This window comes from Xenorhabdus bovienii, assembly GCF_024721015.1.
Taxonomy (GTDB): domain Bacteria; phylum Pseudomonadota; class Gammaproteobacteria; order Enterobacterales; family Enterobacteriaceae; genus Xenorhabdus; species Xenorhabdus bovienii.
The window spans coordinates 1-17,722 of record NZ_JANAIF010000034.1; the positions used below are offsets into that span (position 1 = coordinate 1).

15 protein-coding genes and 1 pseudogene are annotated in these 17,722 nt (G+C 40.5%); 13 read left to right on the top strand and 3 right to left on the bottom strand.

The annotated features are described in order from the left end of the window. Positions 1–100: 100 nt before the first annotated feature. From NXS07_RS10695 to NXS07_RS22190, 3 genes and pseudogenes are all read right to left on the bottom strand, one after another. Complete coding sequence (locus tag NXS07_RS10695; RefSeq protein WP_238126495.1) at positions 101–898, bottom strand: nucleotidyltransferase domain-containing protein; 798 nt, start codon at positions 896–898, stop codon at positions 101–103. Between the two features lie 25 nt (positions 899–923). Then, the gene (locus NXS07_RS10700) at positions 924–2,150 is read right to left on the bottom strand and encodes an RtcB family protein (RefSeq protein ID WP_038223083.1); all 1,227 of its coding nucleotides are present in this window, start codon (positions 2,148–2,150) and stop codon (positions 924–926) included. An 11-nt stretch (positions 2,151–2,161) separates the two neighbouring features. Continuing rightward, positions 2,162–2,290: pseudogene (locus NXS07_RS22190) on the bottom strand (slipin family protein); the annotation flags it as partial. 183 nt (positions 2,291–2,473) lie between these two features. Between NXS07_RS22190 and rtcR the strand changes: the two are divergent. The 13 genes from rtcR to NXS07_RS10765 all read left to right on the top strand — a co-directional run bounded on the left by rtcR (position 2,474) and on the right by NXS07_RS10765 (position 17,616). Next, positions 2,474–4,051: an RNA repair transcriptional activator RtcR gene (gene rtcR, locus NXS07_RS10705; RefSeq protein WP_258086722.1), complete on the top strand. Its 1,578-nt coding sequence runs from the start codon at positions 2,474–2,476 to the stop codon at positions 4,049–4,051. 12 nt (positions 4,052–4,063) lie between these two features. Beyond that, positions 4,064–4,978, top strand: coding sequence for a ribonuclease Z (gene rnz / locus NXS07_RS10710; RefSeq protein WP_038218730.1), 915 nt, complete (start codon positions 4,064–4,066; stop codon positions 4,976–4,978). Between the two features lie 490 nt (positions 4,979–5,468). After that, on the top strand, positions 5,469–6,689 hold the full coding sequence (locus NXS07_RS10715; protein ID WP_071827770.1) for an iron-containing redox enzyme family protein: 1,221 nt from the start codon (positions 5,469–5,471) through the stop codon (positions 6,687–6,689). Positions 6,690–6,711: 22 nt separating this feature from the next. Continuing rightward, on the top strand, positions 6,712–8,322 hold the full coding sequence (locus tag NXS07_RS10720) for an AMP-binding protein (RefSeq protein ID WP_038222976.1): 1,611 nt from the start codon (positions 6,712–6,714) through the stop codon (positions 8,320–8,322). After that, the gene (locus NXS07_RS10725; protein ID WP_038222977.1) at positions 8,309–9,811 is read left to right on the top strand and encodes an anthranilate synthase component I family protein; all 1,503 of its coding nucleotides are present in this window, start codon (positions 8,309–8,311) and stop codon (positions 9,809–9,811) included. The genes NXS07_RS10720 and NXS07_RS10725 overlap by 14 nt, the downstream gene beginning before the upstream one ends. Before the next feature lie 20 nt (positions 9,812–9,831). Continuing rightward, on the top strand, positions 9,832–10,428 hold the full coding sequence (locus NXS07_RS10730) for an anthranilate synthase component II (RefSeq protein WP_038222979.1): 597 nt from the start codon (positions 9,832–9,834) through the stop codon (positions 10,426–10,428). Between the two features lie 112 nt (positions 10,429–10,540). Continuing rightward, complete coding sequence (locus NXS07_RS10735) at positions 10,541–12,157, top strand: class I adenylate-forming enzyme family protein (protein ID WP_038222981.1); 1,617 nt, start codon at positions 10,541–10,543, stop codon at positions 12,155–12,157. 1 nt (position 12,158) lies between these two features. Next, positions 12,159–12,890: an SDR family NAD(P)-dependent oxidoreductase gene (locus tag NXS07_RS10740; protein WP_051862966.1), complete on the top strand. Its 732-nt coding sequence runs from the start codon at positions 12,159–12,161 to the stop codon at positions 12,888–12,890. A gap of 34 nt (positions 12,891–12,924) precedes the next feature. After that, a complete protein-coding gene (locus NXS07_RS10745; protein ID WP_258086723.1) occupies positions 12,925–14,286 on the top strand; it encodes an aldehyde dehydrogenase family protein in 1,362 nt (453 codons plus the stop codon). Between the two features lie 45 nt (positions 14,287–14,331). Next, a complete protein-coding gene (locus NXS07_RS10750) occupies positions 14,332–15,450 on the top strand; it encodes an FAD-dependent monooxygenase (RefSeq protein WP_051862967.1) in 1,119 nt (372 codons plus the stop codon). A 72-nt stretch (positions 15,451–15,522) separates the two neighbouring features. After that, a complete protein-coding gene (locus tag NXS07_RS10755) occupies positions 15,523–15,945 on the top strand; it encodes a carboxymuconolactone decarboxylase family protein (protein WP_038193712.1) in 423 nt (140 codons plus the stop codon). Positions 15,946–16,057: 112 nt separating this feature from the next. Beyond that, a complete protein-coding gene (locus NXS07_RS10760) occupies positions 16,058–16,501 on the top strand; it encodes a DoxX family protein (protein ID WP_258086724.1) in 444 nt (147 codons plus the stop codon). Positions 16,502–16,899: 398 nt separating this feature from the next. After that, positions 16,900–17,616, top strand: coding sequence for an ester cyclase (locus tag NXS07_RS10765; protein ID WP_258086733.1), 717 nt, complete (start codon positions 16,900–16,902; stop codon positions 17,614–17,616). The last annotated feature ends 106 nt before the right edge of the window (positions 17,617–17,722 follow it).

Genomic DNA, 17,722 nt, shown 5'->3' on the forward strand with positions numbered 1-17,722 from the left:
TATGGCGTGATGAAATCAGGCACATTATTTAACGCAGAAATACCGCTTGCAGTTTAATGACTGAGACGGTATCTGAATTCCCTTGTTTAAAGGTGTCTCTTTATACGCGTTTCATCACCCAACGCCTTAAATAATCATCCAGTAGTACATGACTGCGTTCACGCTTATCCTTGAGTTCGCAACGAGACAATGTTTCATCAAGTTCTGATTCAATAAAGGCGTGAACCCTCAGCTTACGCAGGCCATATTCTGACTCATTCGCTGATCTTTTACTCCGCAATAGATCACCAATTTCCGCTTTCAATTGAGGATCATCAACTGTAACTGCCACCAGCGTTTCAAAGTCAATCGGTGGTACGCCCTTGCCCATTTCGATCCAGCGTACAGCAAGCAACGGGCGCAATACGTAAAAATATTTTTTACGCCGAATTTTTTCACCTTGCAGATAACCACGAAAGTTTTTCTTCGCCATCGAAAGGTAGTGGTAGCGCGCTTTGATATCCGAAAAGAAATGCGGCACCATCGTTTTTAATCCATTAGTGGCGGCCGGATCTGCTTTATAAATAATCGGCGAATCCAACCATTCCATTAACGTTGGGTTCGCCTGTTTCAGTAACTTTAGTGTCTTACGCAGTTCCCATCCGCAGATATCCAGCTCATCGCTGATCGGCAGTTCAATCACATCCCGCCCTGCTTCTACGGTGAGATACCAGTCCACGGGATGAACATAAATAAACCGCACATCGTAATCACTGTCGGGTGAGGCAAAGCCCCACCCGCGACTGCCGGATTCACAGGCGTAGAGTACCCGCACGCCATACCTTTTCTCTATGTCCGCCAATTCTTGTTTAACGCGGGTGTGCATAGCAGGGCTAACCGCGGTTGTTTTCCTCTCCATTACTTCTATTTTCCTATGACTGTTTTTATCCTTTTACGCAAACCACCTGACGCAGGGTATGCACAATTTCCACCAGCGATGACTGAGCTTCCATCACTGCATCAATATCTTTGTACGCCATTGGGATCTCATCAATGACATCGCTGTCTTTACGGCATTCCACATGTGCAGTTGCGCGCTTTTGATCGCTTACGGTGAAACGTTTTTTCGCCTCAGTACGGCTCATTACGCGCCCCGCTCCGTGGCTGCATGAACAGAAACTTTCTTCGTTTCCAAGGCCACGGACGATATAGCTTTTCGCGCCCATTGAACCCGGAATGATCCCCATCTGGCCTCTACGGGCAGATACCGCCCCTTTACGTGTCACCAAAACCTCTTCACCATAATGCTGTTCACGCTGGACGTAGTTATGGTGGCAGTTCACGGCTTCCTCCTGTGTTGTAAACGGTTTTGGGATCTCGCGTGACAAGGCTTCAAGCACGCGGTGCATCATCACTTCCCTGTTTTGGCGAGCGTAATCCTGTGCCCAACCAACCGCTTCCATGTAATCATCAAAATAACGGCTGCCTTCTTCGAAATAAGCTAAATCACGGTCTGGCAGGTTCGCAATATGCTGCTGCATATCTTTCTGCGCCAATGAAATAAATAAGTTACCGATAGCGTTACCCACCCCACGGGAACCGCTATGCAGCATCACCCAGACACGATCTGTTTCATCAAGGCACAATTCGATGAAATGGTTACCAGTTCCCAGTGTTCCCAAATGCTGATGGTTATTGGTGTTCAGTAATTTTGGGTATTTATCGGTAATACATTTGAAACCATCCGCCAACGTCGCCCAATGCTGATCCACAATTTCCGGCGCACGATGCCAAGAACCCTTATCACGACCACCACGGTTCACAGTACGCCCATGTGGTACAGCCGCTTCGATGGCATGACGGATATTCAGCAAACTATCCGGCAAATCTGATGCCACCAGGGAAGTACGCACGGCAATCATTCCACAACCGATATCCACGCCAACCGCTGCGGGTATAATGGCTCCGCGTGTTGGGATCACGCTACCGATAGTCGATCCTTTACCGACATGGACATCCGGCATTACCGCCAGATGTTTGAATACAAAAGGCATCTTGGCCGTGTTCTGCAATTGGGTAATAGCTTTCGGATCAACCGGAACTCCGTGAGTCCACATTTTTACTTGAGCGCCATTTTCTTGCGTCAATAAGTTATAAGCGTTGGTTTTCATTTCAGTTGTTGTCATTTTTGTTCTCCTTTAATTTGTACCAGCCCATTTAGAACTTGATCTAAACCGCCATATACCGAAATTTGATTGATTCGTTCAGCGATGCTTTCCATCACTTTCGCGGTATTCAACAGTAAACGGGTTCCCACATACGAGTTATTGCCAATTACGTGCCAACTTTGAAAAAAGCAGGAATATTTCTTATCTATTTGAAAATTAATTATTTTTATTTTCACTTGTTTTTGGTGATTGTTTTTACAGTCAGTTTTTCTTATCTTTTTATATCGTTGTTTATAAAATTAGATAATCCAATCACAGGGAAGAGCATGAAACGCAGAGTTGCCATTGGGGTTTTGGGTACGAAGTTGGATAGACGGGGTAAAAAGGCCAATCGCTGGACAAAATGGCGCCCTACGATTGGTATGTGCCAGCAAGCGGAGTTGCCGATTGACAGGCTGGAACTGCTCTACCAAACCAATGACTATGGTTTAGCACAAAGAGTGAAGGAGGATATCGCAGAGACTTCGCCAAAAACGGAAGTGGTATTGCAGGAGCTCAAAATTGAAGACCCGTGGGATTTTGAAGAAGCCTATACCGCGCAGCTTGATTTTGCCGTTCGTTATCCTTTTGATACTGAAAACGAAGAATATCTGGTGCATATCACAACAGGCACACACGTCGCCCAAATTTGCTGGTTTTTGTTGACCGAAGCCCGTTATCTGCCCGCCCAGTTGCTCCAGACCTCCCCTAAAAATGGCGATCGCGAGAGCCATCCTGAAGGCATCTACACCATTATCGATTTGGATCTCAGCCGCTATACCACTCTGACCAGCCGCTTTTTGCATGAACAGCAAGAACAGGTCGCATTTCTGAAATCGGGTATCGCCACACGCAATGCTAATTTCAACCGCTTGATCGACCAAGTTGAACGTGTCGCCCTGCGTTCTTCCGCCCCAATTTTGCTGATGGGGCCAACGGGCGCGGGCAAGTCTTTTCTGGCTCGCCGGATCTATCAGTTGCGGCAATCTCGCCATTTGATTCAAGGCCGTTTTGTGGAAGTAAACTGCGCGACCCTGCGCGGTGATAATGCGATGTCCACGCTGTTTGGTCATGTTAAAGGGGCGTTTACGGGTGCCATTCAGCCGCGTACAGGGCTACTGCGTGAAGCCGATGGCGGCATTTTGTTTCTTGACGAAGTGGCAGAACTGGGGTTGGATGAGCAGGCTATGTTGCTGAAGGCCATTGAAGAGAAAAGCTTCCTGCCTTATGGCTCTGATAAAGAAGTTCACAGTGATTTTCAGTTAATTGCCGGTACTCACCGCGATCTGCGCGATTGGGTGGCACAAGGGAAATTTCGTGAAGATCTGTACGCCCGTATCAATATGTGGACTTATCAACTCCCCGGTCTGGCGCAGCGTCGTGAAGATATTGAGCCGAACATTGAGTATGAACTTGCCCGATATGCACAGATGCAGCAGACACAGATTCGCTTCGATAAGGAAGCGCGACTGATTTACCTGCATTTTTCCTGTTCAGAACAGGCGCAATGGCGGGGCAACTTCCGCGAGTTAGGTGCATCCGTCGCACGTATGGCAACATTCGCCGAAAACGGACGCATCAATCAGCATTTAGTTGAAGAGGAAATTATGCGGCTCAAACAGAATTGGCAGGATAATAGGCTCTCTTCCCTGCTGCCGAATCATTTGCCGGAAGTTGATCTGTTTGACCGCCAACAGTTGGAAACGGTCACTAAAGTTTGCCATGAATCTGCCAGTTTATCCGAAGCAGGCCGCAAGCTGTTCGCCGTTTCCCGCCAACAAAAGAAGCAGCCCAATGATGCCGATAGATTACGCAAGTACCTTGCCCGATTCGGTCTGGACTGGGATAGCATTCAACATGATTAGGAGAAGAATAAGATGGAACTGAAATTTTTAGGCACCAGCGCGGGTGTTCCGACGAAAGAGCGCAATGTCACCAGTCTGGTTCTGGATTTACGGGGTATCCGCAATACACTATGGATGTTTGATTGTGGTGAGGGAACACAGCACCAGATCCTCAACTCCTCCATCAAGATCCCGAAACTGGAGAAGATCTTTATCACCCATCTACATGGCGATCATATCTTTGGCCTGCCGGGGTTACTGTGCAGCCGTTCGATGGGCGGCTCCACCGATCCCGTGATGCTATACGGGCCAAAGGGAATACGGCAGTTTGTAGAAACCGCATTGCAGTTGAGCGGCTCCTTCCTCACTTATCCACTGGATATTGTCGAAGTGCAATCCGGACTGCTGTTTGATGATGGCGAGTTGAAAGCCACGGCTTACGCCCTTAACCATCGCGTGGAATGCTATGGCTATCGCATTGAAGAACATGACAAACCCGGTGGTCTGGATACCCAGAAACTTAATCAGGATAATATTCCTCGTGGCCCGTGGATGCAGGTCTTAAAACAAGGCGGTACGGTGACATTAGAAGATGGCCGTACGGTGTGTGGCAAAGATTATCTGGGTGCGCCGATTTCCGGTAAGTCGCTGGCCATTTTCGGCGATACGACACCAACCCCCGAAGCACTGAAACTGGCAGCCAATGTTGATGTGATGGTGCATGAAATTACTCTGGAAGATGCACTTGCCGAAAAAGCCAATCACAATGGGCATTCCACCACAAAGCAAGCGGCGACACTGGCACGCGATGCCAAAGCAAAACACTTTATTGCAACACATATCAGCGGACGTTATGGTATAGAAGATTGCCCGCGATTATTGGCGGAATGTCGGGAAATATTCCCCAATACCGATCTGGCAGAAGACTTTGCGATATTTATAGTTTAATAAACCATCAATCTGCACATTTGATACTCTTATCAATATCAAATGTGTTTATCCGACAGCGATACACAGCCTTCCTTAATTCAGTCTACGAATAATATTTAAAATAGTAGTTTCATATTTTAATATATCTCATTAACTCATTGTTTTATAAATACTTAATTTCAAGATATTCATAATCTATTAAATAATAAAACCATTTTTTATCATTTTATTTTTTGTCACCATTTTTAGGTGACATATTAACATTTTTTTAACCAATATAATGCGCGCAATGACACCCTCACTTAACATGCGAGCATCAAAGCTAGCATTTAGGTAGTGTCGCCTATTGGTAGGTAAGTGATAAATAAATAAATATACTGAAGGAAATTATAAATAAAAATTAACATAAATAAATTAACAACCAAAATAACGATGAGAAAAACTTGGGAAATAAATTCCAATTTCTTATTGGAGCGTAATTTTTAATTAAAAAACCAGAGGGTCAATAATGAATTCAATCATAAAAACAGATATTAAAGAAAGTATGGCTAATATTTCCACAGAAAATACAGTTAATATCTGGTCTGACTGGCTTGATGAAAAAGAATTAAAAAAATTGACAGATCACCCTGTACTCCAGTCATTTAATGACAGTACAGCCAGTGAAGAAATGTTAAAAACATTCCTAATTCAACACTGCTATTATTCTCGTCATTTTACACGTTATTTAATCGCGCTTATAAGTAAATTAGACGTATTTGAAGATATAAAAGATCTTCTTCATAATTTACTGGAAGAAATGGGATTAGAGGATGAAAACAAGATCACTCACGCTGAGCTTTTTCAGAGAACATTGAAAACTGTCGGTGCTGATATCAATAGTCAAAAGCCTTTTGAAAATACAACCGCTATGGTTGACGCTATGTTTTCTTTCTGTCTTTCAGATGATCCATTAGAGGGTCTGTCAGCCATGTGCCTTGGCGCTGAAGCTATCGTTCCCTTAATTTATAAGCCCGTATTAAATCGTTTAATGACGTTGAATTACAATAAAAATGCAACAGAATTCTTCACACTCCATATTGAAGAAGATGAAGATCATGCTATTAAAATGTTTGAAATCATAGATAGACTCACTAGTCAGGACGAATCATTACGCCTCAAAGCCATCAATATTGGCAGTGAAATGATAAGAAATCGCGTAAAAATGCTGGATAGTGTCTGGGAGAGTGAAGTCGTTCGTAAGAACAACGCAGAAAAGGCCGACTTAAATAATCAAAAAAATGATCTTTCCTTTCATTCTGCTGATTTTTGGCGTGTCAACTACAAACCAACACCTTCTATTCCTGAGAAATTGATTCATAAAGATGTCATCAACAGTAATAGTCATGGTGAAAATCAATTTTCAGCAGAAAGAAAACATAAAGTCAATATCGTCAATTTGCCTACTAAAACCATCAGTATGACATTAGGCCATCTTGACGCCGAACAATCGACGAATCTACATCGACATAATTATGAAACTGTCATCTATATCATTGAAGGAAATGGCGTATCAAAAATAGGAAATAATGATGTTGCTTGGTCAGGAGGAGATGCTATTTATATCCCATCCTGGGTCGAACATAAACATAGTAATATGGGTCAGGATAAATGCCTTTATATTGCTTGTGAGAATGCCCCATTATTACAAAATATTGGTAACATCGCACTTCGTGAAGAATTAGAATAATTAATGAAGAAGGTGATTTATTATGTCATTAGCCACATTTCCTACACTTGAAGCTATTGTTAGCACAACTAAATCAATAAATTTAGCGCAACGATTTGTTATGGAAAACTCATCTCTTGATAAAGATTGTTTTATCGGACCAGACGGCTCATTGAGTTATTCCCAGCTTGCATTTTTTGTCCAAAAAAGTGCTTCTGCTATGTCGTTAAAAAAAATAGAAAAAAATACAGCAGTCATCCTCTGTCTCAATGACAGCCGGGAATTAGCTATTATTTTCTTTGCCAGTTTAGCAATTGGAGCGTTACCGGTCGTTATTAACCCGAAATTACCAGCTAATACTCTTAATTACATACTGGGTGAATTTGATACCCCCTTTATTTTCCTCGATGAGGATAATGAAATATCTATCGCACCTGAAGCGAAAGAAAATACTATCCGTATTAAAAGGAGTGCCGATCTTTCGGCATTCTGTGATTGGATGCCTGAAAACACCAATGATAAATGGCATGATTTTTTGGAAAAAACCCATCTTGAGCCTGCTTTCATTCAATATACCTCAGGATCGACTGGAAAACCCAAGGGAGTTATTCACAGCGTTACATCAATTTTGTCTTCCTGTGAACATTTTTCCAAACATCAATTAGGTTTAACTACAACAGACATTATCTATTCAACACCAAAAACATTTTTTGGTTATGGTATGGGAAATACCCTATTTTTCCCGCTATATATCGGTGCCACTGCAATTATAGATAGCCTTTGGCCTTCAATAACAAGAGTTACGAGCAATATCAAAAAATTTCAGCCAACGGTTCTTTTGGCGGGGCCGATGATATTTCGTTTGTTACTTGAAGATGCTGAATTTAAACAATATTGCCATCTTCGCTTGGTCGTTTCTTCTGGCTCAATGTTACCTGCACCGTTAAAAGAATCCTGGTTTCAGCGGCTCAATATCGTCATACATGATGCATTTGGCGCAACTGAAGCATGCCATGCTTTTGCGACAACTTATGGCCATCCATCTCGTTCGGGCAGCATTGGAAAATTTATTGCCGGGTGTACAGGAAAGATTGTTGATAAAGATGGAAAAGCTCTTCCGGCTAGGGAAACTGGCGTGCTTATGCTGAGTTCAGAATCCTTAGCCCTGGGATATTGGAATAACCATCAAGATACAAATATCAAGTTTTCCAACGGTTGGTATCGCACTGGCGATCTATTTTCGCAAGACGAAGAAGGATTCCTTTATTATCACGGCCGTGAAGATGAACAGTTCAAAGTATTGGGGCGCTGGTTGGTGCCGGTAGAAATAGAAAAACTCGTCCATTCCGCTTTCCCAGAAATTGGTGATGCATTTATGATCCCCTGGATGGATAGCACCCAAGAATGCAGACCTGTTTTATGTCTGAAAACTTCTTCCAGTGAATTTGAAGCCATCAGTCAACAGATAGCCAATTTTATCAGCCACCAAGTGGAAAGTTATAAACATCCCTATGTTTATCTCAACTTAGAACAATTCCCACTGAATGGAAACGGTAAAATTGACCGTAAGTCGATGATCGAAATCGCTCGCCAAAAAATTACTGACGAAAATATGTCTTCTCATCCTCGGAGAATTAATTATGCTCAATCTTAATGAATTTCTTGCTTATGGTGAAGAAGGATATAATTTGGTGCCAGTATGGAAAAATATCAAAAAAACACAGATATCTCCTATTAGCATTTACGAAGCCTTAGCCAACAAAAGCTATAGTTATCTTTTCGAATTATCTGAAAAACATGAGGATAAATATAGGGCAACCTATTCTATTGTTGGGCTTCCATGCCATCAACGGATCGAAATTAAAGATTATTCAATCAAAGTATTTGACGAGAATAATGCTCCGACTTATATAACAGATATTCCCCCGCTGGATGCCCTGCGGCAAATACTGGCAAGCTATCGCGTGCCAAAAATTGATCAATTACCCAATTATGCTGGTGGGTTGTTTGGTTATTTTGGCTTTGAAACCACACGGCTTATCGAGCCTAAGCTCCAAGCCAATACACGTAAAAAAACATTAATTGATTTACCGGACATATTACAAATAGTCAGTCAAGAATTGATCGTTGTAGACCATAGAAATGATCTCATCTATGTCATTGTCCATGCAAAACCCACTGAATCCCAAAATTTTGCTGATGCAAATCTAAGAATAAACCAGATTATCAGTGAACTGGAAAAGATCCCCTATCAACAACAGGCTAACTTCAGTCCTTCTACTACCACCGATAGAACGACTTGGTTCAAGGACATGAAGTCTCATTTTCCACAGCATGACTTTCAAATGGCCGTCAACAAGATCAAGGAGTACATCAAGGCAGGTGATGCCATGCAGGTTGTTTTATCCCAAGCCATGTCACGACCATTAAAAGCCAATGCCATACAGCTTTATCAAACACTAACCAGTATGACAAACACGCCGTACTGTTATTTGATGAATGTCGAAGATAGCCATGTTGTTGGCGCATCCCCTGAAATGATGGTCTCCCTGCATCAAAACAAATTGATCAGCCATCCGATGGCAGGAACTCGGCATCGTGGCATGAACCAGCAAGAAGATGATGCACTGAAAGCCGAGCTACTTGCAGATAATAAAGAAATTGCCGAACACATTATGCTTGTCGATCTGGCACGCAATGATATTGGACGCGTAGCTAAAACAGGCAGTGTGACGGTCAATAACCTGTTAAGTGTTGAGTATTTCTCTCACGTTATGCACATTGTGTCGGAAGTATCCGGTGAAAAAATGGATGGTATCGATGAAATAGACGTCATCAGTAGCACTTTTCCTGCGGGAACACTCAGTGGAGCACCCAAAATCCGAGCACTGGAGATCATCCATGAATTAGAACCCTATGGCAGGGGCGTTTATGGTGGTTGCTTAGGTTACATCACTTGGAACGGCGATATTAATCTCGCTATTACCATCCGGACAGGGTTACTTCATCAGGGACAACTGTATGTACAGGCTGGTGCTGGAATTATCGATGCCTCCAGAGCGGAACGTGAGTGGCAAGAAACGATCGAAAAAAATAGCATGATGATGCATGCAGCATATCAAGCAGAGCAATTTTCTTTATGAAATGGTATAGGAAATAAATCATGTATTTCATTATAGATAACTATGACTCCTTTACTTACAATATCGCCCAATATTTGGGTATGCTTGGTATAGAGGTTTTAGTCAAAAAAAATGATCGAATTACCTTAGAATATATAGAACAACATAATCCGACTGGATTAATTATTTCACCCGGCCCTTGTACCCCGAATGAAGCAGGAATATCAACACTTGCCATTCAACATTTTGCTGGGAAAATTCCAATTTTAGGTATTTGCCTTGGTCATCAATGTATAGCACAAGAATTTGGTGGGCAAGTTCTCAGAGCCAATAAAGTGTATCATGGTCACACTTTAACAATCACCCATAATAATAAAAACTTATTTGCCAATTTACCCCAAGATATCAAAGTTGGCTGTTATCATTCATTGGTAGTAGATGACTTGCCGGAATGTTTAACAGTGACAGCAAGGTCATGTGATGAATACAATGACATTATGGCACTCAAACATAATGATTTTCCTATATATGGAGTACAATTCCACCCTGAATCTATTCTCTCTGATTTCGGACTGGATATGCTTAAAAATTTCATCAAAATAACACAAGAATGGAAGCCGATGAATAGCATACAATAATCCCCACTGGCAATATCAGTAGCTATATATCTGCCATAAATTATATAGTTTCACAAATAATCATAATGTAGTAAATTATTTTATATATTGATATTCAAGGAGATATTGACCAATGATTACACCAGAAGAAATAAAAAAGATTATTAGCTCGAAAAATATTGGTGCCGGTAACTTTATTCACCACCTCAATAACTATTTTAGTGAACGAGGAATGAGCCCAAAAATAACATGTGATGTACCAACATATGATAATCCAGAAGAAGAAAAATCACAGTTTGAAATCAATGATCTTGTTAAGATATCAGATCAATTGTCAGGAGCTTATATTGCGCTAGGCATCCAAAAACGTGAACCCGTGGCATTATATTTTGATGATACTATTGACTATTTAATTCATTTTATTGCACTGAACAATATAGGCTCGTTCCCTATTTTTGTGAATGGCGATCTCAGTAGTCATATTGCTATGTCGTTTATGCGTAATAGCGGAACAAAATTTATTATTTCAACGGAAGAAAGGATTAACTCACTGGATGATAAATCTACTGACATCCAGTTTATTACTCCCAAAGAACTGAATTTATTAAAAAAACCCATTTCAAGCTATTACCAGCATCATGCAGACGATATTATTCTGTTAGGGCATACTTCCGGCACAACTGGTTTGCCAAAGCCAGTTATTTTTACCCATGAATCTATGTTTCACGGTATTTTGAAAGAAGTCAGTAAGCAACGCGGAAAACAAATATTATCCATGTTCCCGCACTCTCACGGAGCCTCAATGACATTGATCATGTTGACATTGACACGAGGTGCAGCAATACATATTCAATCAAAGAAAACCGCTTTTGACATTTTAGATTCCATTGAACAAATCAAACCTGACACCGTTGCTGCTTTTCCCAAAATATTTGTTGATCTATGCAGAGAAGACCTCAATGACTGGGATCTTGATTCTATTTCCCACTGGGTTTCCACGGGTGACGCGAATCACGAACCCCATATACGAAAGCTGATTTCTTATGGTCATCATTTCGTTGATGGCAAAAAAGAGCGTGGATCTTTTTTCATCGACAATCTTGGCTCTTCAGAATTCGCATTTGCCATGTTCAGAAATATTCATCAACCAAAAACAGACAGATATGATCGTTGTATTGGAATACCTTTTTCCTGGGTTGATGCTGCCATACTTGATGCAGACGGAAATGTTCTCCCCAATAACCAAGTAGGTATGTTGGGCGTTATTTCAAAATCAGTAACCATGGGTTACTGGAATAACCATCTCCTGACCGAGAAAAACCGGGTTAATGGTTATTGGTTAACAGGTGATTTGGTTTACCGTACCAACGACGGTTTCTTTTACCACGTTGATCGTACATCAGATTGGATTAAGACTCCCCAAGGGCCACTTTACAGTACCCAATGTGAAGAGTGGCTGTTGAAAAATATTGATAGTATTTTTGATATCAGCATCGTCGCTACTTCCCTGCCCAATGGCGATCAACAGACAACGGCTATCGTCGAGCTGAAAGCAGGGCACGAAATTTCGCCGGCCACACTGTTACAAAAAATCAACGCCTGTCATCAGGAAAAACAATGGCCATTGATCGACAATATTGTTTATCAATCCGCTGACAACGATCTCGGAGTCACAGGGAAAAAACTCAAAAGAAAAATCAGAGATCGTATGCCTGAAGATAATTCAATGGTAACTGAAGAAGGAAATTAATATGAAAACTTGCTTAATTACGGGTGCCAACAGAGGCATCGGATTTGAAATTGCTAAAAAATTGGGTGAACGAGGCCATCGGGTAATCCTTTCAGGCCGTGATATACCTGCGCTTGAGCACAGTGTTTTACAATTGACCCAAATGGGAATAACCGCCGATTTGCTTCATTTGGATGTCACAGATCCAGAATCCATAAAATCTGCGGCAAATTTACTGCTCAGCACCAATACAACCCTTGATATACTGATTAATAATGCTGGCGTTTTTCTGGATTCAATCCAAAAACCCAGCGAAACCTCTCTGGATGACATCCATAAAAGTCTGACGGTCAATTTGGTTGGCCCCTGGCTCATCACCCAAGCCTTTTTACCCCTGCTCTCTCGTTCAGAAGAAGCTCGACTCATTTTCTTATCTACCGATCTTGCCGCTTTATCTCAAGCCGCTGACCCGCATTCGAAATACAACAGAATCGAAGGTCCAGCTTATCGAGCCTCCAAAGCCGCTCTGAACATGCTCGCTTTACAATGGGCGAAAGAATTTCGTGATTCGAAGATTTCTGTCAGTGTATGCAGCCCGGGTTGGTGCAGAACTGACTTAGATAGCCAAATTAGTTCAGAACAGGCACCCAATTCTGCTGCCGAAGGTGCTGATACGGTTGTTTGGCTGGCCTTAGATAAGGGCAGAGAACAACACGGCCATTTTTATTCAGCTCGCCAGACTATTAATTGGTAATGTCCTAAGATAAAAAATGTATGGAGATAACATCATGACAATAAATGAAAATATCGATATCACCGTTCAGCAAACTGAAACAGCGTCCTATATAGACAAATTGGTTGACCAGGGAAAAATCGCCCAAAAAGAATTGGAAAAACAGTCAGATGAAGATATTGATAACGGTCTTCACCATTTGGCAAAAATATTTTCCACTCACTGCCGGGAATGGGCTGAAAAAGAACTTGCTGTCACCCGTATCGGCAATGCCGACGATAAAGAACACAAATTAGCTTTGGTAGTCAACCAAGTATTTAAGGGATTATATGGCACCAAAACCTATGGTCGTCTTGGTGGAACCCAAAGGCTCATTGAATATGCCAGTCCAGTTGGATTGATCTTTGCCGTTGTCCCATTGACAAACCCGATTCCAAACTCGCTTTTCAAGATCATGCTTTCCATCAAAACTCGCAACGCTATCATTTTCAGTTATCCCGGTAAAACTGGCAAATTAGCAAATGAATTTATTGATCTGGTACAACAGGTTCTTACCGAGCACGGATTGCCCGTTTCATTGGTTCAAGTCTGCACGCCTCCAAGCCATGATAAAACCCATATGCTGATGCAGCATCCCGGTGTAGACATGATCCTTGCGACAGGAGGAAGAAATCTGGTACATGCGGCTTACAGTTCTGGTAAACCTGCGTTTGGCGTGGGGCCTGGCAATGTCCCTGTCTATATCAGCCGTTCCGCTCACATTCCGAAAACTGCCGCCAATATTGTTAATGGAAAGATATATGATAATGGCATCGTTTGCGGTTCAGAAAGCAACCTCATAGTACATCCTGCCAGCAAAAATGACCTGATCTCAGCTTTAGAAGCCAATGGCGCGGCAATCTTGACAAGCAGCGAAGTTGAGCAGGCTATCCAGACGTTATTTAACCCAGAAACCCAGTATGTAAGCCGTGAAAATATTGGTGTCTGCGCGGCATCTTTGGCCGCTAAAGCCAACATTTCACGCGCTTATCCCATTAAATTGCTGGTTATACCCGCTGAAATAGGCAGGAATGATTTTCTCAGCAACGAAAAAATGGCACCCATACTGACTCTTTATACTGCCGATGAAGAAAATGGGATTTCTCTTGCCTATTCATTGATTTGTAACGAAGGCGCGGGGCATACGGCTGTAATACACAGCGAAGATCCAGATGAAATTCATCAATTCTCAACCGTCATGCCTGCCGGACGCATTTTGGTGAATACATCAGCAACACAGGGCATGCTCGGGGAAACAACTGAGCTACCTGTGTCATTCATGCAAGGCAGTGGGACTTTTGGCCACAATCATTCAACCGATCCGATCATCTGGAAGCACTTAGTGAATATCAAGCGTGTCGCATACGGCCTACACTGATTTTGCTAATACTTGCGAATTTACGTAATTTGGGAAGTAGATATAATGAAGATACAGTGTATTGGTGCAGGCCCCGCAGGGTTAGTGTTCTCCATTCTGGCAAAAATGCAGGATCATAGCCGTGATGTCGTTGTATACGAACGTAATTTATCAAACGTTACAACGGGTTGGGGGCTTGTACTTTCTGAGCCGATGTTACAGCAATTAGCCAATATCGATCCCAGTATTGTTGAACAGCTCAGACCTCATATTTCAACATTAAACCATATTGATATTCATATAAAAGAAAAAACTTTCCGTTCATCTGGATATCAATTCCTTGCGATCAGTCGGTTAGAAATGATCAATACCCTTAGGAAAAAAGCACTGGATCTGGGTATCAAGATTAATTACGACTCTTCATTGAATGCTGAAGATCTTATTAACTTCCCCGCTGATTTGACTGTTATTAGTGATGGCGCCAACAGTAAGATAAGGCATCAGTTAAAAAATGAATTCGACACTGACATTGATGAAGGAAAGAACCTATACTTATGGTTAGGAACTTCACATCTATTTAACGATACCTTTAACTTTATTTTCGAGCAGACAGAAACAGGTTGGTTTTGGGCACATTGTTACAAATTTGAGAATGATCATTCTACATTTGTTGTCGAATGTACTCATGAAACTTGGGCAAAAACAGGATTTGCACATATGGATGAGAAAGAAACCATTGCATTTCTTGAAAAGGTCTTTCACCGACATTTATGCGGCCATCCATTGCAAATTAATGATACGTGCCGTGAAAAAGCTTATTGGCGGCGTTTTGTTACACCAGTCAGCAAACACTGGTCTCACGATAAAAAAGTTTTATTAGGAAATGCAGCGCATTCCGCCCACTTTTCCATTGGTTCTGGGACTAAGCTAGCAATAGGTGATGCCATTGCACTGGCAGAAAATCTGAAATCAAGCAATAAACTGGATTCAGCCTGTTTTACAGATTATCAACACAATCGTCAAAATGAATCATCTAATTTACATATTGCAGCACAAAATTCTCAATCTTGGTTTGAAAATGTTGAATCATTAATTGAAAATGACCCATTAGAGTTTTCTATATCTTTGCTCTTGAGGAGTGGTAGACTATCACGCGATGAACTCACCATAAACCTGTTAGAATAAGGTTTTCAAAGAATCAGATTTATATTTTATTCATCTTTTTATATCAATTGAAATAGTAAATGGGAGTCACCAATGAATTACGCAAAAATTTCACCTAAAATAATTAACCCTCTGTATAAATGTTATGATGAAATACAGAAATGTGAATTAGACCAATCACTTATTCTTTTGGTTGAAATGCGAACCTCACAAATTAACGGCTGTGCCTACTGTTGTAGACTCCATGCAGAAATGGGGCGTAAACTAGGTATTGAGGAAGAAAAGCTGGATAAGTTACCCGGTTGGTTTAACTCCCGTATTTACAATCAAAAAGAAGTACTGGCACTGGAATGGTGTGAAGCATTAACCATTGGTCTTAGGGACAAAGATCTTAATGATCTTAGAGAACGTCTTGAAGAATTATTTTCAGAAAAAGAACTTGTTGATCTGACCTCAGCCATATCAGTAATGAATGCCTTAAACAGAATGGCAATAAGTATCGGTGATAACAACTAATAAATTATAGTTCTTTTGATAAAGATAGTTGCTTGATTGATCTGTTGAATAATATGTTTCCTGGATTATTCCTTCCAGGAAACACTATAATCATAAAATTCAGGAGAAGCCTATGTTAAACGGAACTCAATTAAGATATGCAGCTTTAATCGCACGTTATTCACTTGCGATTGCGTATTTGGTCGCAGTGGCTGACAGACTTGGTTTATGTGGTGGATATGGTGATCCACAGATTACGTGGGGTAATTTCACGGTATTCCTTGGTGTTGTTAAGCACTTGAACCCTTGGGCACCCGATTTTATGATCCCTATTTTTGGTTGGGGAGTCACTATTCTTGAAGTTGCTCTGCCTATATTCCTAATAATAGGTTTTAAAATCAAAGAAACCGCTTTAGTCAGCGCAGCCTTGTTGTTAATTTTTGCTGTTACAATGACAACGGCTGGCTTACTTAAAAGCGTGTTTGACTATAGCGTTTTATCTGCATTTTCCTGTTCACTTCTACTCTACTGTTTTGAAAAATTCAGAGTGAGTGAAAATAAAAAGCAATTAAATTAATTTTTCTTAGTATACGTCAGAGCAACATCCACTTCCTATGGTATTGATTATATAAATCAGTACCATTCTACTCATAGTTATTTGTCGCAACTATTCAAATTATATTTAATTACATTGATTTATTATAATATAAATTAATACCACTGTATCAATTTTTAAATGAAAAATATAACAAAAAACATTAAATAACATTAATATTCAAAAAGATACGAATTACATCATAATTAATAAAATCCTATAACTTTTATTTCATAAAATTATTACATCTTGACATTACGCATATGAATTACTTTAATAATCCAAAATATTTAATTCAACTCAAAATCAAATATTTTAATTAGAAACAAGAATAACAAATAATAAAAGAGTAAAAATTTATGATTTTTAATCAAAAAGAAATGAATATAATCCAAGCCAGGGATTTCATGAATGAAATTTTGGTGTCAAAAAAAACAACAGATATTTTAAGACAGATGATACAAAAAGATACGATTATCAAAAGCCCTATTGGAACTTATGTTGGATTTGAATCTTTTATAGCACTGTTGAAAATTTGGTACAGAGCCTTTCCTAATTTGGTATATAAAGAAAATAACCTTTACGTTCATAATGAAAATATTATTATTGATTGGGAAGCAAAAGGAAAACATCTTGGTGAATTTTATTCAATTTCTGCGACAGGTAAACAGGTTACTTGCCAGGGAACAACCGAAATTGTTATGAACGATGGAAAAATCATCGATTACCATACAAAAATAAATATTCAAAATATTATTACACAACTTATAGGCTTACCCTGCTCTCCAACACTTGATATAAGAAATATCGAAATATATAAATTAATTAATCAGATATTAGGATATCAATTATCTAGCAGACAAATAGAATGCCTCTCTCTTTCTACTCTGAATACATCAATTAAAGATATAGCAAGATTATTATCTATAGAAAGCAATACTGTGAAAACGCACTTAAAAAGAGCTTTCGAAATCATCGGTATTAGCAATAAAAAAATGCTTATGGAATTCGTTATTGAATGCCAAGCGATTGAAATTCTGGTTCGACTTGGCTTATTTTTAAGAGTCCAAACAAAAAGAAATAATTATTTCGAATAATGGAACACCAGAGAGGGACTCAATCCAAATTGAAACCATTATCCATCTGTTCCGAGTAACGATGACTAGGTTGTATCCCTCAATCACCAGCCTTCTCCATATCACG